The 22570-nt window shown below is 41.2% G+C and carries 20 protein-coding genes; 16 read left to right on the plus strand and 4 right to left on the minus strand.

Annotation, left to right across the window (positions count from 1 at the left end):
- The first annotated feature begins 17 nt into the window (after positions 1–17).
- Complete coding sequence (locus CGC50_RS08390) at positions 18–1598, plus strand: Na+/H+ antiporter (protein WP_095910461.1); 1581 nt, start codon at positions 18–20, stop codon at positions 1596–1598.
- 170 nt (positions 1599–1768) lie between these two features.
- Entirely contained in the window at positions 1769–3145 is a 1377-nt protein-coding gene (locus CGC50_RS08395; protein WP_002665921.1) for an anaerobic C4-dicarboxylate transporter, read from the plus strand.
- Positions 3146–3229: 84 nt separating this feature from the next.
- Here the strand turns inward: CGC50_RS08395 and CGC50_RS08400 are convergent, their stop codons facing one another.
- From CGC50_RS08400 to CGC50_RS08410, 3 genes are all read right to left on the minus strand, one after another.
- On the minus strand, positions 3230–3982 hold the full coding sequence (locus tag CGC50_RS08400) for a succinate dehydrogenase/fumarate reductase iron-sulfur subunit (RefSeq protein WP_095910462.1): 753 nt from the start codon (positions 3980–3982) through the stop codon (positions 3230–3232).
- 75 nt (positions 3983–4057) lie between these two features.
- Positions 4058–6085 carry a fumarate reductase/succinate dehydrogenase flavoprotein subunit gene (locus tag CGC50_RS08405; RefSeq protein WP_095910463.1) on the minus strand — a complete coding sequence of 676 codons (2028 nt, stop codon included), beginning with the start codon at positions 6083–6085 and terminating at the stop codon, positions 4058–4060.
- A 5-nt stretch (positions 6086–6090) separates the two neighbouring features.
- The gene (locus CGC50_RS08410) at positions 6091–6759 is read right to left on the minus strand and encodes a succinate dehydrogenase cytochrome b subunit (protein ID WP_040359237.1); all 669 of its coding nucleotides are present in this window, start codon (positions 6757–6759) and stop codon (positions 6091–6093) included.
- Between the two features lie 498 nt (positions 6760–7257).
- Here CGC50_RS08410 and CGC50_RS08415 point away from each other — a divergent pair, with 498 nt between their 5' ends.
- From CGC50_RS08415 to CGC50_RS08430, 4 genes are all read left to right on the plus strand, one after another.
- Complete coding sequence (locus tag CGC50_RS08415) at positions 7258–7764, plus strand: hypothetical protein (RefSeq protein WP_095910464.1); 507 nt, start codon at positions 7258–7260, stop codon at positions 7762–7764.
- A 72-nt stretch (positions 7765–7836) separates the two neighbouring features.
- A complete protein-coding gene (locus tag CGC50_RS08420) occupies positions 7837–8343 on the plus strand; it encodes a hypothetical protein (RefSeq protein ID WP_095910465.1) in 507 nt (168 codons plus the stop codon).
- A 185-nt stretch (positions 8344–8528) separates the two neighbouring features.
- Positions 8529–11861, plus strand: coding sequence for a transcription-repair coupling factor (gene mfd / locus CGC50_RS08425; RefSeq protein WP_095910466.1), 3333 nt, complete (start codon positions 8529–8531; stop codon positions 11859–11861).
- Positions 11862–11931: 70 nt separating this feature from the next.
- Positions 11932–13965 carry a M13 family metallopeptidase gene (locus tag CGC50_RS08430; RefSeq protein WP_095910467.1) on the plus strand — a complete coding sequence of 678 codons (2034 nt, stop codon included), beginning with the start codon at positions 11932–11934 and terminating at the stop codon, positions 13963–13965.
- 119 nt (positions 13966–14084) lie between these two features.
- Here CGC50_RS08430 and CGC50_RS08435 read toward each other — a convergent pair whose 3' ends face one another.
- On the minus strand, positions 14085–14672 hold the full coding sequence (locus CGC50_RS08435) for a flavin reductase family protein (protein ID WP_095910468.1): 588 nt from the start codon (positions 14670–14672) through the stop codon (positions 14085–14087).
- Positions 14673–14924: 252 nt separating this feature from the next.
- Between CGC50_RS08435 and CGC50_RS08440 the strand changes: the two genes are divergently transcribed.
- From CGC50_RS08440 to CGC50_RS08485, 10 genes are all read left to right on the plus strand, one after another.
- Positions 14925–15416, plus strand: coding sequence for a GbsR/MarR family transcriptional regulator (locus CGC50_RS08440; protein ID WP_095910469.1), 492 nt, complete (start codon positions 14925–14927; stop codon positions 15414–15416).
- Positions 15403–16587, plus strand: coding sequence for a Bcr/CflA family multidrug efflux MFS transporter (locus CGC50_RS08445; RefSeq protein WP_095910470.1), 1185 nt, complete (start codon positions 15403–15405; stop codon positions 16585–16587). The genes CGC50_RS08440 and CGC50_RS08445 overlap by 14 nt, the downstream gene beginning before the upstream one ends.
- Positions 16588–16617: 30 nt before the next feature.
- Positions 16618–16923: a protease inhibitor I9 family protein gene (locus CGC50_RS08450; RefSeq protein WP_095910471.1), complete on the plus strand. Its 306-nt coding sequence runs from the start codon at positions 16618–16620 to the stop codon at positions 16921–16923.
- Between the two features lie 35 nt (positions 16924–16958).
- Complete coding sequence (locus CGC50_RS08455) at positions 16959–18068, plus strand: efflux RND transporter periplasmic adaptor subunit (protein ID WP_095910472.1); 1110 nt, start codon at positions 16959–16961, stop codon at positions 18066–18068.
- 295 nt (positions 18069–18363) lie between these two features.
- Complete coding sequence (locus CGC50_RS08460) at positions 18364–19017, plus strand: carbonic anhydrase (protein WP_095910473.1); 654 nt, start codon at positions 18364–18366, stop codon at positions 19015–19017.
- A 36-nt stretch (positions 19018–19053) separates the two neighbouring features.
- Positions 19054–19887, plus strand: coding sequence for a carboxypeptidase-like regulatory domain-containing protein (locus CGC50_RS08465; protein WP_095910474.1), 834 nt, complete (start codon positions 19054–19056; stop codon positions 19885–19887).
- Between the two features lie 5 nt (positions 19888–19892).
- A complete protein-coding gene (locus tag CGC50_RS08470) occupies positions 19893–20447 on the plus strand; it encodes a carboxypeptidase-like regulatory domain-containing protein (protein WP_095910475.1) in 555 nt (184 codons plus the stop codon).
- 12 nt (positions 20448–20459) lie between these two features.
- Positions 20460–21005 (plus strand): carboxypeptidase regulatory-like domain-containing protein, encoded by a 546-nt coding sequence (locus CGC50_RS08475; protein WP_232781074.1) that lies wholly within the window; start codon positions 20460–20462, stop codon positions 21003–21005.
- 141 nt (positions 21006–21146) lie between these two features.
- Positions 21147–22169 carry a carboxypeptidase-like regulatory domain-containing protein gene (locus CGC50_RS08480; protein WP_232781075.1) on the plus strand — a complete coding sequence of 341 codons (1023 nt, stop codon included), beginning with the start codon at positions 21147–21149 and terminating at the stop codon, positions 22167–22169.
- The gene (locus tag CGC50_RS08485) at positions 22133–22543 is read left to right on the plus strand and encodes a hypothetical protein (RefSeq protein WP_095910477.1); all 411 of its coding nucleotides are present in this window, start codon (positions 22133–22135) and stop codon (positions 22541–22543) included. Before CGC50_RS08480 ends, CGC50_RS08485 begins: the two co-directional genes overlap by 37 nt.
- The last annotated feature ends 27 nt before the right edge of the window (positions 22544–22570 follow it).

Consider the following 22570-nt stretch of genomic DNA (forward strand, 5'->3'; position numbering starts at 1 on the left):
GAAAAAGTATCTGAAAAATGGTCGAATATTTTCCTTATCTATTACTATTATTGATTGTCATTGTAGGGATTACTATGCTTGCCAATCGTATACGGGTGGCCTATCCTATACTCTTGGTCTTTGGAGGGTTGGCTTTGGCTTTTATTCCCAAGCTCCCTACAATGGCTATAGATCCTAATTGGGTGTTGCTAATCTTCCTACCACCACTGCTCTATGCGGACTCATGGGTGCTCTCTCCTAAGGAGTTGTGGAAGTGGCGACGTATTATCTTTAGTTTTGCTTTTATTGTCGTCTTTATCACAGCTGCGGTGGTAGCATGGGTGGCCAATATGGTCTTGCCAGGATTTTCCTTGGCCTTAGGCTTTCTCTTTGGTGGGGTGATCGGCTCTACCGATGTGGTGAGTGTCTCGGCCATACTCAAGTTTGTCAAGGTGCCACATCGCCTTTCTACTATTTTGGAGAATGAGAGCTTGCTCAACGATGCTTCCTCCTTGATAGTGTTTCGTTTTGCTTCTATTGTGGTTACTACCGGTCAGTTTGTATGGTATGAGGTGGCGGGGAGCTTCGTATGGGTTGTCTTAGGAGGGATAGCCATAGGCTTGGCTGTAGGATGGCTTCTTAGGGCTATCCATAAACTTCTGCCTACCGATGCCAATATGGATATTATCCTAACCTATATTTCTCCCTATGTTATGTATATCTTGGCCAATGCTGTGGATGCTTCAGGGGTGCTCTCCGTGGTGACAGGTGGGGTGTATCTTCACTATTATCGCAATGAGATTTTCACAGTCTCCACACGCAATAAGATTGAGGCTGTTTGGGATAATATCGTTTTTATACTCAACGGATTAGCTTTTTCTCTCATAGGGCTGAGTCTTCCCCAAGTACTCTCAAGCTTCCAACAGGAGGGGATGGCTCTTAGTACTGCTACTTACTATGGCTTACTGATGGCAGGAGTGATTATAGGGGTGCGCATCTGTTGTGCCTATGCTGCTGTGGTGACCACTCAGATAATGAAGCGCTTTATTAAAGTCGCTGATGGACGCAGGTATAACAATGTTTGGATCCCGTTACTGCTGGGTTGGGCTGGGATGCGTGGAGTGCTCTCCTTGGCGGTGGCACTTTCTATTCCGCTAACATTGGCCGATGGTACTCCCTTCCCTCACCGGAATCTGATTCTCTATATGACTTTTATTGTTATCTTGGTAACTCTTGTCCTACAGGGGCTTACACTTCCTTGGTTTATCAAAAAGGTTACTTTCCCTGACTATGATGATCATATCCCAGATACTGAGGCAGAAACTCTTATTCGTAAGGACTTGGCTCGGGTGGCTTTGGAGTATATGAATGATCATTACAAGGAGGGGATCACCGATAGTTTTCTTTTGCAAAACCAAAAAGATGTATGGGAGTTCCAACTCAAGACGGCTTATTGTAATGTTACAGCAGAGGTGCGCGATAAGTACATAGCTATTCTCCGCTACCAACGGGAATATCTCAGCGAACTGAATAAAAATCCTCGTATCAACGAACAGCTTATACGCTCCTTCGAGAGACAACTCAATCTGGAAGAGGAAAAATGGGAATCCTCAGAATAAGCGGGACATAAGGATGAATTTTTTTCTCAAAAATCTTTTTTTTTCCACAAAAACAATTACCTTTGTCGGCAGATAAGAAAGATAACCTACTGGTAGCCATAAGAAAAGGAAATGTCGATACAAAGAGGTGGCTATAGAACAAATTCTAACAGAAATTAATTTTTATTGCTATGAATACATATATATTGATCTTTGAGTTTCTTTTCCTCTTAGGAATTCTCTATATAGGGAGCCGATATGGGGGAATAGGATTAGGTGTTATCTCAGGGATAGGACTTGTCATTGAGGTTTTTGTTTTCCGTATGCCTCCTGCTTCTGCTCCTATCGAGGTGATGCTCATTATCTTGGCGGTAGTTACTTGTGCTTCCATACTGGAGGCCGCTGGGGGGCTAAAGTTTATGCTACAGGTAGCTGAGAAGATTCTTAGGAAGAATCCTAAGCAAATTACCTTTTTAGGGCCTATAGCTACCTATACCCTGACTCTTATGCTTGGTACAGGACATGCGGTTTACTCTATTATGCCTATTATAGGCGATATTGCACTGAAGAATAAGATTCGCCCAGAGCGACCTATGGCGGCAGCTTCTGTAGCTTCTCAGTTAGCACTTACAGCCAGTCCTATCTCAGCAGTGGTTACCGTATATTTGGGCAAAGGGTTGTTGGATCTCTTTCATCAACAAGGAGGGGAGTCGCTTACTTTGATCAATATTCTTTCGGTAACTCTGCCTGCTACTTTTTTAGGGCTGATGGCTATGTGTTTCTATAGTCTTCGCCGTGGCAAGGAATTAGAGGCTGATCCAGAATACCAACGCCGATTACAGGATCCCATCTACAGGGATCAGATTCTCAATAGTACCAAGACTACTCTAAATGATTTTATCCCACAATCCTCTAAGAATGCGGTATATATATTCCTTTCTTCTATTGTCTTGATTGTGGTCTTGGCGCTCTATGAGGATATCCGTACTTTCGAGGTGCTCAAGGAAGGAGTAACTACCCAGATGGTAGTTCCTATGGGAGTTATTATCCAAATGGTCATGCTCTGTTTTGGAGGGATTATTCTTACCACTTGTAAGACTTCTGTCAAGCTCGTTCCCGAAGGAGTGGTCTTCAAGTCAGGAATGGTAGCCTGTGTGGCTATCTTTGGGATTGCTTGGATGAGTGATACTTACTTTACCTATGCTATGCCTTATTTCAAAGATGGTATTACTGCTATGGTACAAGCCTATCCATGGACATTTATCTTTGCTCTTTTTGCGGTTTCTATAGTGATCAATAGTCAGGCAGCTACAGCCAAGATGATGCTCCCTGTGGCCATTACTATGGGGCTTCCTGTGCCTTTGCTTATAGGAATTATGCCTGCTACTTATGCTTACTTCTTTATTCCTAATTATCCTTCGGATATTGCCACAGTGAACTTTGACCCTACAGGGACTACCAAGATAGGGAAGTACTACTTCAATCATAGTTTTATGGTGCCAGGACTTATTGCGGTAGGTGTATCCTGCTTGGTCGGAATCGGACTCTCACAATTCCTGATACGTTAATTACCTCACAGAATATAATAAGAAAGCTGCTTCTTTTCGAAGCAGCTTTCTTATTATGTATAATCGCGTGCGATAGCGCCGTACCTATTGAATACTTGCCTTGAGGTATTCGCGGTTTAGGCGAGCGATATTTTCCAAAGAAATACCTTTAGGACACTCTACTTCACAAGCTCCTGTATTGGTACAGTTACCAAAGCCTTCGTGTTCCATTTGGTTGACCATGTTGAGCACACGTTCGGTAGCTTCCACTCTACCTTGTGGGAGTAGGGCGAACTGAGATACCTTAGCCGCTACGAAGAGCATAGCAGAAGAGTTCTTACAAGTAGCCACACAAGCTCCACAACCTATACAAGCGGCAGCATCCATGGAACGGTCAGCATCACGCTTAGGAATAGGAATAGCATTGGCATCCTGAGTATTCCCAGAAGTATTGACAGAGATGTAACCTCCCGCCTGTTGGATACGCTCGAAAGCGCTTCTATCCACCATAAGGTCTTTGATTACAGGGAAAGCGGTAGCTCGCCATGGTTCGATAGTGATAGTATCACCATCCTTGAACATACGCATATGCAATTGGCAAGTAGTAATACCACGATCTGGTCCGTGCGCTTCTCCATTGATAAAGAGAGAGCACATACCGCAGATACCTTCACGGCAGTCGTGGTCAAAAGCTACAGGCTCTTCTCCTTTTTCTATGAGTTGTTCGTTGAGAATATCTAACATTTCCAAAAAGGACATATGGTCAGAGATGTTAGTGACTTTATATTCTACCATTTGGCCTTTTGATTTGGCGTCTTTTTGTCGCCATATTTTAAGGGTAAGATTCATGTTCATGATAATCAGTTTTTATTAGATAATAGGCAAGAGCTAACAGGTAATAACCATTACCTGTTATCTGTTACCTTTTACCTGTTATTTATAGCTGCGTTGTTTAAGTTCGATATCTTTGAATACTAAAGGCTCTTTGTGTAAGACCTCTTCGCTTGGGTTATAGGTATTCACTACTTCTGTAGGATTACCTGTGTACTGCCAAGCGGCTACATAGGCATAGTTTACATCGTCACGGAGCGCTTCTCCTTCAGGTGTTTGGTATTCTTCACGGAAGTGACCCCCGCAGGATTCATTACGCTCAAGTGCATCTTTGGCAAAGAGTTCTCCTAGTTCGAGGAAGTCTGCTACACGGTTAGCTTTCTCTAGCTCTACATTCATTCCGGTAAGCTCTCCAGGTACTTTCACATCGCGCCAAAACTCTTCACGAATCTCACGAATCTCTTGGATAGCTTGCTTAAGGCCTTCAGCGTTACGTGCCATACCTACCTTGTCCCACATTACTTTACCAAGTTTTTTGTGGAAGTAATCTACAGAGTGGGTTCCTTTGTTATTGATAAAGTGAGCCAAACGTTCTTTCACTACTCGCTCAGCCTCATCGAATTCAGGTGTATTGGTAGAGATTTTTCCAGTACGGATATCAGCTGCAAGGTAATCACCTATGGTATAAGGCAATACGAAATATCCATCGGCCAATCCTTGCATAAGTGCAGAGGCTCCCAAGCGGTTGGCACCATGATCAGAGAAGTTAGCTTCTCCAATAGCGTAAAGCCCAGGTACTGTAGTCATCAGGTTGTAGTCTACCCAAATACCTCCCATGGTGTAGTGAGTAGCAGGGTAGATCATCATTGGAGTCTTATATGGGTTTTCTGCAACGATTTTCTCATACATTTGGAAGAGGTTACCATACTTAGCTTCAATAATTTTCTCGCCGCGCTTAGTTACTTCTTCCTTGGTAGGTTCTACCCCATGGATTTTACATTGCTCTTTACCATAACGTTCGATAGCAGAAGCAAAATCAAGGTATACAGCTTCTCCTGTTTCATTCACTCCATAGCCGGCATCACAACGTTCTTTGGCTGCACGAGAGGCTACGTCACGAGGGACAAGGTTACCGAAGGCGGGGTAGCGACGTTCCAAGTAGTAATCGCGGTCTTCTTCTGGGATTTCAGTAGGTTTCTTACGTTTTTCACGAATAGCTACAGCATCCTCCATTTTCTTAGGTACCCAGATACGTCCGTCATTACGCAAGGATTCGGACATAAGGGTTAGCTTAGACTGATAATCTCCAGAACGAGGGATACAAGTAGGGTGGATTTGTGTAAAACAAGGGTTAGCGAAGAAAGCACCTTTTTTGTGGATTTTCCAAGCGGCAGTAGCATTACAACCCATTGCATTGGTCGAGAGGAAGTATACATTACCATATCCTCCTGAGGCGATAACTACAGCGTGAGCCGAGTGGCGCTCTATCTCACCAGTAACCATATTACGAGCGATGATACCACGAGCTTTGCCATCTACGATAACCACATCCATCATTTCATGGCGATTGTACATATCTATCTTACCACGAGCTATTTGTCGGTTCATAGCCGCATAAGCCCCCAAGAGGAGCTGTTGTCCTGTTTGTCCTTTGGCATAGAAAGTACGTGATACGAGCACACCACCGAAAGAACGGTTGTCTAAGAGTCCGCCGTAATCACGTGCAAAAGGAACTCCTTGAGCTACACATTGGTCAATGATATTTCCAGATACTTCCGCCAAGCGGTATACATTCGCTTCACGGGCACGGTAGTCACCTCCCTTTACAGTATCATAGAAAAGGCGATAGTTGGAGTCGCCATCCCCCATATAGTTTTTAGCAGCATTGATACCTCCTTGAGCAGCAATAGAGTGTGCACGGCGAGGAGAATCTTGGTAGGCAAAAGCCTTCACATTGTACCCAAGTTCAGCAAGGGTAGCTGCAGCAGAGCCTCCTGCAAGCCCTGTCCCTACTACGATAATATCTATATTACGCTTGTTAGCAGGGTTTACAAGGTTGATATGGTCTTTATATTTTGTCCATTTGTCCGCAAGTGGACCTTCAGGTATTTTGGAATCTAATGTACTCATATGTGTTATATTAAGGAGTTAATGTAATGGAAAAGGGCTACAAAGATAAAGCCTCCACAGATAAGGAAAGAATACCATTTGCCTAAGCAGCTAATGAATTTTTTACGCTTGTCATCTTTCCAGCCCATGGATTGGAATGCAGATTGGAATCCGTGAAGTAGGTGCAAGCACAAGAATACAAAGCAGAACACATAGATACCTACACGTATAGGATCGTGGAACTTCTCTATGAGTTCGCCATAGTAGCGAGTCTCATCAGGCTCGTTGAAATCAATGTACTTGTAAACCATCTCAGGAGCCCAGAAGTCATAAAGGTGAAGGGCTAAGAACCCAAGCACAACTACCCCTGTGATAATCATGTTGCGGGACATCCAAGAAGCATTGGCCGCTCCATTGTAACTATAATAAGGTTGGTTGCCTCGTGCTCTCTTGTTTTGAAGCTCTAAAACAAAACCCATTACGAAGTGGAATACTACCCCAAAAAGAAGTACAGGTTGCATCGCAAACTGAATCAATGGATTAGTACCCATGAAATGAGAGAGCATGTTAAAAGTACCTTCACTTAACACTGACATGAAGTTTACTGCCAAGTGTATCACTAAGAAAAGGATTAGAAAAAATGCCGAGAGTGCCATCGCCACTTTTCTTGCTACGGAAGTTTTGAATATTTGCATATTTTGTAAATATAAGTTTCTAAAAATAACTAAATTATCTGATAATAATTTCAGAGCTACAAAGATACGATATTCTCTTTTTATCTCCAACAAAAATATTAAAACATGACTAATTTATAGTTAGTTTAAATTAGGTAAAAAATCAAGGGTGATTTAGAAAGGAGGGAAGAGGTAAAAAACTAAAAAAACTAAAAAAATAATTGCTTTTTAGAAACTAAAAACGTATCTTTGTCAGACCAAATCTAAAGAGAAAAATTAATTTATAACTATCATGAAAAGGATATTTCTTTCAAGGGCTATCATCTTCATTGCCCACCGAAGAGAGAATCAATTTCTCTACAATACTTCCTAATATCAAAAGCCAAAAATCTCAATCATAAAAGAGGGGGTAGCTCAAGTACCATATAATATTAAAAGATCTTTTGGAAACTATCCACAGATGGACAGATACCCATATGATATAAGCATTATAAACAATATATATTAAAAAAATGAATTATGAATAAAGTAATATATTTATTGGTGATGATATTGGCTTTTGGGGCTTGTCACAAAGAAAACAAACAAGAGAATCAGCCTCGAGACTGGACATGTTACGATTCACCTAATGAGGAAGCTGTTATTCTTATAGATAAGACTTTAGTGCCAGAGGGTTCTTTGCAGAAGTTTGTTTTGTATGAAGAGAATGAGGCTAAAGAAAAAATAGAGCAAAAGCAATTCACTTACTCTCAGGTTATAAAAGATACTATTCATTTCACTTTTGCTATTCTGCATGATATGAAAAGGGTTTTGGGGAAGCGTACTATTAATTTCTCTTTGGAAATTCCTAATTTTGAGCCTATTTCTATGACTTTCTCAGGAGAATACATTACTGTGCCCAGGTGCTGTAGCATTCCAAAAGTCTATAAGGCATGGCTTAATGGTAAGGAGTGGAATCCTAAGAGTGGACATACCTACATACTTCCTAAGGAAGCTTTGCAAAAGAAAAACCTTAATTCTCAGTGATAAAGAGAGGTAGACTTTTCTCAGATAGATACCCATATGATATAAGCATTATAAAATATTAAAAAATGAATTATGAATAAAGTAATATATTTATTGGTGGTGATATTGGCTTTTGGGGCTTGTCACAAAGAAAACAAACAAGAGAATCAGCCTCGAGACTGGGCATGTTGCAATTCACCTAATGAGGATGCTCTTATTCTTATAGATAAGACTTTAGTGCCTGAGGGCTCTTTGGAGAAGTTTGTCTTGTATGAAGAGAATGAGGCTAAAGAAAAAATAGAGCAAAAGCAATTCACTTACTCTCAGGTTATAAAAGATACTATTCATTTCACTTTTGCTATTCTGCATGATATGGATAGGGTTTTGGGAAAGCGTACTATCAATTTCTCTTTGGAAATTCCTAATTTTGAGCCTATTTCTATGACTTTCTCAGGAGAATACATTACTGTGCCCAGGTGCTGTAGCATTCCAAAAGTCTATAAGGCATGGCTTAATGGTAAGGAGTGGAATCCTAAGAGTGGACATACCTACATACTTCCTAAGGAAGCTTTGCAAAAGAAAAACCTTAATTCTCAATGACAAAGAGAGGTAGATTAGGCAAAGAGAAATAGCTGTTACAACTGGTGTCTTTCTTTATAAAAGAGGCTGCCCACAAGGGTAGCCTTTTTCTATTAAACTATTTTCTCTCTTCTTCTTTGGGGATTCTTCAGAAAAGTTGTACTTTTGCCTTTCCTTAAAACCTTACTATTAGGACTATACAGACAATGAGCAAAGAACTACTGCTTTCCTCCTTCTTGGAAGGGAAACCTTATCATCAGTTATCGGAATATATCAAAGGGAAAACATCTTGTTTTGCAGAGAATCTTGTAGGTTCTTCCCTTAGTTTTGTTCTTTTCGATATTTTCAAAAGAACAGGGCAGACCCTTCTCTTTGTAGGAGATGACAAGGAGCAAGCCGCCTACTTACTCAATGATTTGGAGCTCCTCTTAGGGCAGGAGCAGGTACTCTTTTTCCCTAGTAGTTACCGCCGACCTTATCAGACAGAGGAAACGGACAATGCCAATGTGCTCCTAAGAGCAGAAGTACTCTCCCAACTCCAACAAGGGGCAAGGGTGGTGGTTTCCTATAGCGAAGCTCTTTTTGAAAAAGTACTCACCCGCCAGCAGTTGGACAAAAATACACTGACGCTCAAGCGGGGGGAACATCTCTCTTTGGATACACTCAATGAGACACTCTTTGAGTATCAGTTCCAGCGGGTGGATTTTGTCAGTGAGCCAGGGGAGTTCTCTGTACGAGGAGGCATTGTCGATGTATTCTCTTTCTCCAATGATACTCCTTATCGTATCGAGTTCTTCTCCGATGTGGTGGAGAGTATCCGTACCTTCGATGTGGAGACACAACTCTCCCTCCAACAAGTCTCCTCGGTAGTTATTATTCCCAATATAGAGAGTAAGGTCGCCGGAGAGCAGCGCACCTCTTTCCTCTCTCTCTTGCCTGAACAGACATTGATTTTTGTACAAGATTTTGAACTCTTTGCCCCTAAGTGGGAAAAGATGTACCAGAAGGCACAAGAAGCCTTTGCGACTCTTAAGGGAGAAATTGCACACTTGCCTCCTGAGGAGCTTTTCTGCAATGCACAAGAAGGACTTAGGGATTTTGCTCATCGGTATGTGGTAAGGATCAATCCGCACAACCCGCAAGAGATGGAGGGCAAAGGGGTCTCTTTTGCTATGCGACCTCAGCCTTCGTTCAACAAGCGTTTTGAGTTGCTCATTGAACACTTCAAGGAAAAGTATAATGAGGGGTATACCAATTATATTTGTTGTGTAAGTGCTCAGCAGGCACAGCGCTTCTTGGATATCTTCGAAGAGTTACACCAGCAGGTGCCTTGTGAGCTCTTGGAACTTTCTCTCTCAGAGGGATTTACTGATACAGCAAATAAGATAAACTGTTATACAGATCACCAGATCTTGGAGCGCTATCACAAGTTCAATATTCGCAATGGCTATGCTAAAAAACAAGCTATTACGCTCAAGGAACTCCATCAGCTTACTATAGGTGATTACGTGACACATATTGATCATGGAATAGGAAAATATGCAGGCTTACAGAAAATAGACATAGAGGGTAAAAAACAAGAGGCAATCAAGCTCATCTATGGAGATAGGGATGTGCTGTATGTAAGCATTCATTCCTTGCACAAGATTAGCAAATATAATGGTAAGGATGGAGCTCCTCCTCGCCTATATAAGTTGGGAAGCTCTGCATGGAAAGCACTCAAACAGAAGACCAAGGCAAGGGTCAAGCAAATCGCTTTTAACCTCATTCAGCTCTATGCCAAGCGGCGTGAGGCGGTGGGGTATGCCTTTGCGCCGGACTCTTATTTGCAGAAAGAATTGGAGGCTTCTTTTATCTATGAAGATACTCCAGATCAGAGTAAGGCAACACTCGAGGTAAAACAAGATATGGAGCGTGCGCGCCCTATGGATAGGCTCGTCTGTGGTGATGTGGGCTTTGGGAAAACGGAGGTGGCCATACGTGCCGCCTTCAAAGCGGTGGACAATGGCAAACAGGTAGCTGTACTGGTGCCTACTACGATCTTGGCTTTTCAGCATTACCAGACCTTCTGTGAGCGCCTCAAGGAACTCCCTGTAAGGGTGGAGTACCTCAACCGTTTCCGTACAGCTAAGGAGAAAAATCAAGTACTTGCCGATCTGGCCTCAGGCAAAGTAGATATACTTATAGGAACCCATCAGATAGTCAATGAGAAAGTGAAGTATAAGGACTTAGGATTATTGATTATAGATGAGGAACAAAAATTTGGGGTAGCGGTCAAGGACAAGCTCAAGACCTTGAGGGAGAATATCGATGTACTTACTCTTACAGCCACCCCTATTCCGCGTACTTTGCAGTTCAGTCTCATGGCAGCACGAGATCTTTCGGTGATTACTACCCCACCACCCAATCGCTATCCTATCGAAAGCCAGATTATCTCCTTCAATGAGGAGGTGATCCGCGATGGGATTGCCTATGAGTTACAGCGAGGGGGACAGGTGTTCTTCATACACAATAGGGTAGAGAATATCAAGGAAGTAGCAGGGATGATTCAGCGACTGATTCCCGATGCAAAAATAGGGATAGGGCATGGTCAGATGGAAGGCAAACAGTTGGAAGAAGTGATGCTTGCCTTTATCAACGGTGATTATGATATTCTGGTGGCAACCACTATCATTGAGAGCGGATTGGATGTTCCTAATGCCAATACCATATTTATCCATAATGCACAGCACTTTGGGCTCTCTGACCTGCACCAGATGCGGGGTAGGGTAGGGCGTAGTAATAAGAAGGCTTTTTGCTACTTTATCACTCCGAATCTCTCAGAGCTACCAGAGGATTCTCGTAAGCGTATGCAGGCTATCGCACAGTTTTCGGATCTGGGGAGTGGTATCCATATCGCTATGAAGGATCTGGAGATACGTGGAGCTGGAGACTTGCTTGGGGGTGAGCAGAGTGGCTTTATCAACGATATAGGGTTTGATGCTTATCAGAAGATTCTCCAAGAAGCCGTTACCGAACTGAAGGAAAACGAGTTCGCCGAGCTCTATGCCGATGAGACTCAGCAGGCGGTATATATTACAGATACACAGCTGGATAGTGATTTTGAGTTGCTCTATCCAGACAATTATATCAATAGCATCACCGAGCGACTGAACCTATATAATGAGCTGAGCAATCTTAAGAACGAAGAGGAGCTCTCCCAGTATGAATATCGCCTTATTGACCGTTTTGGAGCCTTGCCGCCTCAGGCAAGGGATTTGCTCAATTCGGTACGTATCAAGTGGTTGGCCACTCAGATGGGGATAGAGCGCTTAGTGATGAAGCAGGGCAAGATGCTGGGATACTTTATTGCGGATCAGCAGAGTAAGTTCTACCAGAGTGGGACTTTCCAGAGAGTGCTTGCCTTTGTCCAGCGCAATTCGGATAAATGTCACCTCAATGAAAAGGAAACCCGCAATGGGCTAAGGCTGATTATTACCTTTGATAAGATTACCTCTATCGATAAAGCACTAAGGATTATTAGTGGGTTTGTGGAGTAAAAATCATTCATAAAACCATTGATAAATTACAATTAAAATTCGTATATTTGTGCGGAAAATTTGTAAATACATGAAAAAAATCTATTTACTTGCCTCTGTTGCTTTTTTAGTGGCTTGTGGCTCTCAAAAACAATCTAAAAATGATCCTATAGAAAAGGGATTAGACCTCTCTGCTATGGATACTTCGGTACGCCCTCAGGATGATTTCTATAATTTTGTCAATGGCAAATGGGCTAAAACAGCACAAATCCCTGCCGATAAGTCTACTTGGGGTACGTTCCAAATCCTTCGAGATAAGACCGACGAACAGTGCTTGGCGATCTTGGACGAACTTCTGCAGAAGGACTTTCCTAAGGGAAGCGAAGGACAGAAAATCAAGGATTTGTATGCCTCATATCTCGATTGGAATCGGCGTAATGCTGAGGGACTCAAGCCTCTGGGACAGAGTTTTGTGAAAATTGATGCCATACAGTCTTTGGCTGACCTGCAGCGATACCTTATTGAAGTGACACCACAAGGGGAAAACCCTATCTGTAACTGGAGTGTCTCTGCCGACAAAAAGGATTCTCAGATGAATGCTGTCTATCTTGGAGCCTTCTCCATAGGGCTTTCTCGAAGCTACTACCAAAAGGACTCTGAGGCCAATACCAAGACCATTGCCAAGTATCAAGAATATGTCACTAAAGTACTCTCTATGATTGGGGAGGAAAATCCTGCTCAGAAGGCACAGGAGTTGGTCGATATGGAGCGCCGTATTGCTAAGCTCATCTATACCAATGAGGAGAGAAGGGACCCTAACATCACTTATAATCCTGTATTGATCAAGGAATTGTCTTCTTTGGTTAAGGGAGTGAACCTCCCTGTATATCTCTCCGCAGTAGGGGTACATACCGATAGGGTTATCGTTCCTGAGATCCGTCTGTACAAGGCGTATGATACTTTTCTCTCTCAGGAGAATATCCCACTGCTCAAGACTTACCTCAAGTATCAGCAGGTCTCCAGTAACCTCCATACTTTGGACAGTGCATTGGATGAACTCTCTTTCGATTTCTATACCCGCTATCTCAGGGGACAACAGCAACAACGCCCTATGAACAAGCGTGCCTTGGGCATAATCAATGGGCTCTTAGGGGAGGCCTTCGGCAAGCTCTATGTAGAGAGGTATTTCCCTGCTAAGGCTAAGGAGGAAATGTTGGTACTGATTGACTATCTCAGAAGAAGTTTTGCCCAGCATATCCAACAGGTACAATGGATGTCCCCTCAGACTAAGGAAAAAGCACTTGCCAAGTTGAACAAATTTGGGGTGAAGGTTGGCTATCCTGACAAGTGGACGGATTACTCTCGCTTGGAGATAGCACCAGCCTCCACAGCTTCTTATTTTGACAATGTATGTAGTATCCGTGCATGGCGCTATAAGGAAAACTTGGCCGATGTAGGACAAAAGGTGGACAAATCCCGCTGGCGTATGACTCCACAAACAATCAATGCTTATTATAGCCCTATGAACAACGAGATTGTGTTCCCAGCAGCTATCCTTCAGGCTCCTTTCTTTAGCTTCGATGCGGATCCTGCGGTTAATTTTGGTGGTATAGGCGCGGTGATTGGGCATGAGATGACCCATGGATTCGATGATAGTGGCGCTGAGTATGATGGGGATGGAAATCTTAAAAACTGGTGGACACCTCAGGATAAGGAAAATTTCAAAAAAGCAACTAAGGCTCTCGCAGCTCAGTTCGATAAATATGAAGTGGCTAAAGGAGTTTTTGTCAATGGAATCTTTACCAATGGCGAAAATATAGCCGACCTCGGCGGGGTTAATATCGCTTATGATGCGCTACAGCTATACCTCAAAGAGCATGGCAAGGTACAAAAGATAAGTGGATATACCCAAGAGGAACGCTTTTTTATCTCTTGGGCGACTGTGTGGCGTGGTTTTTCCACTGAAAAACACCTACTCAATCAGGTAAAAACAGACCCTCATACTCCTCAGTATATCCGTGCTTATGCACCACTAACCAATGTGGAGGCTTGGTATAAGGCTTTCAAGGTGAAAACAGGTGATAAGCTCTACAGAGCTCCTCAGGATAGGGTCAAAATCTGGTAATAATGATTAATGGTTAATAATTGAGGGATAATACCTAATTTGTTAAAACACAATAATTGCGTCTCTACTTCGATACTTTCCTTGTCGTAGTAGAGACGCAATTTATTGATTTCCATAAATCATTGCTGAGGTCTCAGGGCAAAATTTACTCCTTTGTGTTCTCCTAAGCCATAGTAATGCTTGAAGTTATAGATTAGTGGATTCCATGCTAAGGGATTGATCTTGTCTCCGTCCATAACTAAATGATCTTCCGCATGAACTACAACGAATTCAAGCTCTACCAATACATAACCATTGCGGTCGATGACTTCTGTCACTTTGGCCTCGGCTTGTATGGGGCACTGAGCAATACGCGGCGGACGCACCTTCTGCGAAGGTAGTGGTGTAAAACCTCCTATAGCAAATTTGTCCTGAGCAAAGGTGTACTTCTCTGCCTTCTGCGCAGGTACAGGATTCTTGGCTGTATAGGGCGCTATAGTATCCACTTGTTCCCACATAGAAGCTGTAGGCAGGTTAAAGACTACTTCAGGGACAACAAGTACATTCTCATAAGCCTTATTGAGCTTTACTAAAGCCATTACCGCATGGGTACTCAGGGTAAAGGTACAGCTGATAGGCGTAATATTTGCATTCCCCTTCTCATCGGTTGTGGTGAGTAATACTACAGGGAAGCCATAATAAAACATGTTGGGTAAAAATGACTGCATAGTATCAAATTTTGAAATTAGGATACAAAGGTACGATTTTGAGTGAGAAACGAAAAGAGAAAAGTGAAAAATATTTTGTAAGGGCAAATGACTGATAGTAAGGTGTATAAGCTCTCTATTAATCGTTTTAACAAAAGATTATCTTTTTGGTTCGCAAACTATAGAACTAAATAACTATCTTTGCTCCCAGAAATAATTATTAATACTAATAGTGATTAATCATTGAACATTAATCCATTGAACATTAATCCATTGAATATTGAAAAAAACACCCTTATTGAGATGATGTCTGAGCTCTTTAGGAAGATGCACCATGTATCTCCTATGGCCGCTAAGATATTGTCTGTATTGGTCATTGAAGGCTGTGCGGAGGGGCTTACCTTTGAGTATCTTATAGAGAGGTTACAGGCCAGCAAGAGCACGCTTTCTACCAATATCAATTTTCTTTTGGACAAGGGGCTGATCTACTATGACACCAAGGAGGGAAAGCGAAGAAAATACTTCAAATCCTTTCCTTTTGACAAGCGATTTTCGGAATTTCTCGAACTGATTCGTTACGAAAGGGATTTTACCCTTCGTTTTAGAAAATATATTGATGACCAAGATCCTCAACATACAGATCGCTTCCTCGAGAGAAGAATGAAAAAAACAGGGGTCCTTCTTGATTTCCTCGGAAAAATGGAATCACTTACTGAAGATTTTTTGGAAAAACTAAAACAGGAAGATATACGTGAAAAACTATAATACAGACGTTCTTTTTATCTTAATCTTAGGATTGCTCTCTATGCTTACTCCTTTGGCGATAGATATGTACTTACCATCCTTTGGGTCAATAGCCTCGGACTTGCATGTCTCCAAGGAGCGCATCCAGACGACCTTAGCCCTCTTTACCATGGGCTTTGCCGTAGGTCAGTTGCTCTGGGGGCCACTTTCGGATAGCTATGGCCGCAAGCCTACTATTATTGTAGGGGTAATCGTAGCGGCAGTGATTGCCTTGTGGCTTACACAGGTGGGGGAATTATATCATTTTTATATATTGCGCTTTTTGCAAGGCTTTTTTGGTTCAGCCCCTGCGGTGGTTGCAGGTGCTTTACTCAGAGACCTTTTCAATAAGGAAGCCTTCTCCAAGATGATGTCTATGATCATGCTTGTCACCATGATAGCTCCTTTGGTAGCTCCTATTTTGGGAGGGTATATAGCCGATTGGTTTCATTGGCAGGCCATTTTTTACCTATTGACAGTATTGGGGTTGCTCGCGGCTCTTTTGGTATGGCTGCGCATCCCAGAGTCTTTGCCCAAAGAACGACGCATTCCCTTGGATATCATAGGTGTATTGCGTAATTATCGTACAGTAGCGACCAATAGGAAAGTACTGGGGTATATTTTTACCAATGCTTTTTCCTATTCAGGAATGTTTTGCTTTTTGACTTCAGGATCATTGGTTTATACAGGAGTCTATGGAGTAGCACCTAAGAATTTTGGGTACTTTTTTATATTGAATATAGGCGTGATGATGATCGCTACTTTTCTTGGGGGGCGCTTCGTAGGTCGCTTAGGCACCGAACGTATCCTAAGGATCGGGCTTTGGATACAGCTGATCATGGGTGTCTACTTGGCATTCTGTGCGTTTTTTCATTGGGGGCTATGGCCTTCTGCCATTGGAATAGCGCTATATGTAGGGATGGTCTCTATCGTCTCGAGCAATGCCAATGCAGCTGTCCTTGAGTTATTCCCACGTACAGCAGGGACCGCCAATTCGCTTATAGGAATGTTTCGCTTTGCTATCGGCGCTATCATCGGTGCTATATTGGCACTATTCTCAGTCGAAACGGAGCAACCCATGCTCTTTGCAATAACCTTGTGTATCTTTATTTCTGTAATGTTTTATAGAATACAAGTAATTGGTAAAAGGTAATGGACATTATTAATAGTAAACATTATAAAAATGAATAAATTTTTCCTGATCAGTATAGGGCTTATGTTATTTTCTTGTAAGACTTTACAAAAAAAGGTAGAACAAAGAGATACAGATACTCTTATTTTACTTTATGAAGCAGCAACTCCAACAGCCTCTCTCAAAAAAGAATTTGCTAAATATGGAGCAGAGATTTTATACGAATACAAGAATATCAATGGTTTTGCTATTAGAATTCCTAAAGAAAAATCCTTAGAGCAAGCCAAAACACATTTCTCCAAAGTCAAGGGAGTGCTTAGTGTCGAAAAAGATGAAAAAGTAGAGATTAACCAATAATATAGAAACCTATAATTTTAAAATTCTTTTAAATAATGAATAAAGTTTTAATTTTTGTAAGTATGCTTGTCCTTACCATAGGATGTAAAAAAGGACAAGAACAACAAGGCGCCGGTATGGGAGCCACTCAGAAGGTATTGCCTACCATTACAGTAGGAGAGCAGAGTACCACTTCGAACCTCTCTTTCCCTGTCAATATAGAAGGGGTGGTCAATAGCCCTGTACAGGCCAAAATTTCTGGATATATCACCAAAGTACTTGTGGACGAAGGGCAGGCAGTGCACCAAGGGCAGCCTATGTTCCAGCTCGAGACACAAACCCTTAACCAATCAGCAGCTTCCGCCAAGGCACAGGTGGAGGTAGCTCGTGTGGAGGTGAACAGACTCCTCCCTCTTGTGGAAAAGAATATCGTAAGCAAGGTGCAGCTCGAAACAGCTCAGGCCAACCTACAGCGTGCCCAAGCTGCCTATAACGAAGTGGCAAGCAATATCGGATTTGCGGTCGTAAAAGCACCTGTAAGTGGAGTGGTAGGAGCCATTCAGTACCGTGAAGGAGCCTTGGTAACTGCCAATAACACGGTACTCACCACCGTTTCCGATGTAAAGGATGTATATGCCTATTTCTCTATGAACGAAAAGGATTATCTCTCTTTCCTTGCTCAGGCAAAAGGAGCTACAGTCAAGGAAAAATTGGCTAATTTTTCCGAAGTATCTTTAATTATGGCCAATGGTAAAGAGTATAATCACAAAGGAAAGATCCAAACAGTAACAGGACAGATAGACCCTACTACAGGATCTATACAGATCCGTGCTACTTTCCCTAACCCAGAACACTTACTTACCAACGGAAATAGTGGTACCATCCTTATTCCACAGACTTTTGACAACTCTTTGGTAATTCCTGAAGTGGCGGTATTCGAGCAACAAGGGAAGATATTTGCCTACAAGGTAGAAGACAATACTATCAAGCAGGTGGTGGTAACCCTCAAGAGCCGTGCTGATAACTTGGTAGTGGTAGAGAGTGGTCTCAAGGCAGGCGATGTGATCATCGTACAAGGACTTAATGGGGTACGTACTGGCGACAAGGTAACCCCTCAACCTGTTTCTATGGATAGTATTGTCAAAGCTATTCAACCCATTTTCTAAGAGGGCATTAATCATTTCATTAATTTAAGTTTCGCAAGTTATTTTTGGATTATAATTAGATTTATAATTATTTAATAATCAATATATTACAAAAAAACCTCCCCTTGCCCCCTCTGAGAGGGGGCAATAAATTCGTTGAAAAAGATAAAAATTGTCTATCAATCTGGAAAATGTTCTCTCTATAACTCCTTGAGAATTATAAACTATCTCATTCCCCCTTTGGAGGGGGGTAGGGGGAGGTTTTGAAAGTCAGTGAGTTACAGAGCTTGCAAAACTTAAATCATTAATCATTACTATGGATGCTTACAAAACCATCTTTGAGAACAATCGCCAGTGGGTCGAAAGGAAGACTGGTGAAGACAAGGATTTTTTCAAGAAACTCGTCAAGGAACAAAACCCTGACTTCCTCTATATTGGTTGCTCGGATAGCCGCGTAACTGCTGAGGAACTGATGGGATTAGGCCCTGGCGATGTCTTTGTCCATCGCAATATCGCCAATGTGGTCAATACGCTGGATATGAGTTCTACAGCGGTCATACAATATGCCGTGGAACACCTGCAAGTGAAGCATATTATCGTCTGTGGGCATTATGATTGCGGAGGGGTAAAAGCCGCCATGCAAGCCAAAGACTTGGGGCTACTCAACCCTTGGCTTAGAAACATACGCGATGTGTATCGTCTACATCAGGATGAGCTCGATAGCATCACCTCTCCTAAGGAACGTTACGACCGTTTGGTAGAGCTCAATGTGGAAGAACAGTGTATCAACGTGGCGAAAATGGCCTGTGTACAGGAGGGATACCTCTATCACCAGTATCCTATTGTCCACGGATGGGTGTTTGATATCCGTTCAGGACGCCTGATAGACTTGGAAATAGACTTCGTAGAGCTGATGAAGCGTATCCAAAGGGTATATGACCTCACCGGAGAAGACTGGAATTATAAGTAGGAGTCTTGAGTTTTCAGTTTTGAATTTTGAGTTATTATGAAATATTTGTTATTATTACTCTTTTCTCTGCCTCTCACAGCACAAGTTAAGGAATCCCAAGGCGGAGGTATAAAGGATATAGGGGAAATTTCTAACAAGACTCCACTTTACCTCATCGATGGAAAGAAATTTAGCGAATGGAGTTTAAAGACTAAAAAACTACAACCCAAAGATATAGCCGAAATTTTGGTATTTTTTACAGAAGAAGCTAAAAATCTTTTTGGCAACAGTGCAAAATACGGAGCCGTATATATCATCACTAAGGAAACTTTTCAGAAAGCAGAAGCCCTTGCCAATAATCATCCTAATAGGCAACTCAACAGAAGAGAGCGGCATTATAGAGAAATTGGAGAATTCTATCAAACTTATCGCCTTATAGTGGTTTCAGGGAAAGTTACAGACAAAGAAGGGAATCCTCTGGCTAATATCAAAGTGCGTAACAACGATAGGGGGACTCGAACCTTTACCGATAGCATAGGTAATTACACGATTGAAGCCCGTCGCTGGAATGCGATACAACCTGAAAATATAGAGGATTGTTATCTCGTTGTAAAAGAAGCAAGAGAACAAAGCCATAACTTTGTACAACATCCTCCTATTGAAAGCAGGAACAGCGACCCAAGAGCCTCTACACCTTCTATAAGTTTGAAAACTCCTTGCGACAAGTTGTTTGTTCTCGACGGATTGCCTATAGAAAAAAAGGAAGAGTTTCTTAAAAAAATACGACGGAAGAAAATAGAGGAAATAATAGAAATAGATGAACAATCAGGAGTTCTATTATATGGCTCTCTTGGAGCCTATGGAGTAATCATTGTAAACACTAAAAAATAAAAATTATGAACAGACTTACTATATTTCTATTCTTTTTTACGCTTTCCACTATGGCGCAAATCACTATAACAGGCAAAGTTACCGATTATCAAGGAAAGCCTCTTGCCAATATTACTGTAAATACAGACGTGATAACTTATACCAATCAAGGGTATTATGTCGCTAATTATGTAAAAACTGATGCCAATGGTATGTATAAGATACAAGCAAAACAGTGGGATACAATCCATTTTGACAATATGGGCTGTTATATTGTGTTTAAAGACACACCTCACCAAGTATATAACCATACTATGGACAGACTCTATAGGAATAGTAATATTCATATTGAGTATGCTTATGGTTGTGGAATCCTTTTTATACGTAATGATAAGATAGTTGAAGAAAAAGATAGAGAAGCATTCAAAAAAGAACTCCGAAGCGGACAGTTTTACAAGTATTCTGTAATGGAGAAGCAAGAGTTATTTGAGCAATATGGCTATCTCAGTCAATATGGATTAGTAGCTTATACCAAGGATTACTATAATGAGCATAAAAAGAATAAGAGTAAAAAGAAATAAAATATTTTTGATATGACCCGAATAACTATATTTCTATTCTTTTTTACGCTTTCCACTATGGCGCAAATTACCATATCAGGAAGGGTTTTTTATGAGAAAAAGAAACCTTATGTTGATTTTCCGGTTACCAATGGAAGAGATACGGTGCGAACCGATAGTGAGGGCAGGTATAAAATAGAAGCCAAACTATGGGATGTTATTTATTTTTATAGATTGGATCGAAAGTTTCGCTTTTATGAAATCGACACACCTCACTATGTACTGACGGAAACACCTCATCAAAGTTATGATGCATTTGTACATTCTATTGATTTTTTTAAGTGTGATAGAGGTAGGAAAAAACCAGATATGCTTTTTGTGCTCGATGGAGTGCCTATTGAGGAAAAAGATAAGGAATCCTTTAAAGAAAGACTCAGAAACGGAGAGTTTTTTCAGTATTCACTAAAGAAAAATGCTTTCTTTTCGAGCAGAATTACCGACTATTACGACTATATTCTATATGTTTATACCAAAGATTACTATAATGAGCATATCAAAGACAAAGAGAAAAAAGAATAAATACATTTTTCTACGTATCGTTGAACTTTGATTTCTGTGCTGTTTTGTATTTTCTATGGTATGTAGATTTCTAAAAAAAGATACTTTTCGTTAAATAAACGTATCGTTGAATATTGAAAAAAATAAAAATTTCCATAAGCTATGACCCGAATTACTGTATTTCTATTCTTTTTTACGCTTTCCACTATGGCACAACAAGTACAAGATACGCTTGGAAAGGTAAAAACACCTGAAGAGGATTCTAATATAAATCCTACTATAAGGTGTGTGATGGGTTTAAGCCCGCAGCCGGTGTTCTTTTTGGATGGGAAAATAGTTGGTAATGCAGGAAATATAGATACAATAAAATCATTTGACCCAGAAGATGTGGCTGCTTTGATAGTTTTTACATCAAAAAATGCAGTAAATCTCTTTGGAAAACAAGCAGTAGGTGGGGCAATATATATAGTAACAAAACAGGCATATAAGAAAGTGCAGGAAGTACAGCATAAGAAGTTAGGAAAACTGACCCGAGAAGGATACAAATACTACCGAATAGCACAAATATTGGAAAAATTCAAATTTCCTATAATGATAACAGGTAGGGTTACTGATGATGAAGGTAATCCTATCGCTGGCTGTAAAATAGAAAACAGAGAAAGAGACTCTGAGGTATATACTGATAGCTTGGGAAGATATGAGATAAAAGCTCGTCGATGGGATGCCATATTAAGTGAATGCGTAGGGCAGTGCCGTGTTGTTGTAACCGATAGCACAGAACAAACGATGGATTTTGTACGTCCTCCTCTTAAAAAATCTTCTATCAACTATACAACTGTGGGTATGGTGACGGTAGGAGGTTCGCCTTGTGATAAGCTTTTTGTCCTTAATGGTAAGCCAATGAAGGATAAAAAGCAATTTCTCAGAAGGATAAAAGACAGTAAGGAGATAAAAGCCCGTGAGATAGCACAGCAAGAGGCTATGGCGCTTTATGGAACTCAAGGTCGTTTTGGTATCGTAGCAGTCAGAGATGAGAAAGGGCGAAAACAAGATAAAATCTATACAAGAAAATTCAAAAGAAAAATGCGAAAAACTAACAACTATGACCCGAATTGCTATATTTTTATTCTTTTTTTACGCTTTCCACTATGGCGCAACAAGTACAAGATACGCTTGGAAAGGTAAAAACACCTGAAGAAGGAGAGACAAAGATTGCTTTTGGAAATTCGTGTCATTATGTAGCGCATAATCCATTGCTTATTATTGATGGGAAAAGGTATAAAACAAAAGAATCTCACAAAAAGATAAAAATAGATATTAGGGAGATAGAACATATAGTTGCTTTTAATCCTCCAGAGTCTAAAAAACGCTTTGGTAGGTATGCCAAATATGGAGCCATCTATGTTATCTCTAAGAAAGAATTGCAAAAAGCAATAGAAATATTTGGCAAAAAAGACAAACGAGGACTTAAAATAAGAAAACGACGATATAGAGAAATCTGGGAAGTGTACCAATTTAACTTAGCAAAATCTAAATTGTCTGATCCAACTGAAAACTAACCACTAATCACTAACAACTATTTACTT

This window comes from Capnocytophaga gingivalis, from assembly GCF_002302415.1.
Lineage (GTDB): Bacteria > Bacteroidota > Bacteroidia > Flavobacteriales > Flavobacteriaceae > Capnocytophaga > Capnocytophaga gingivalis.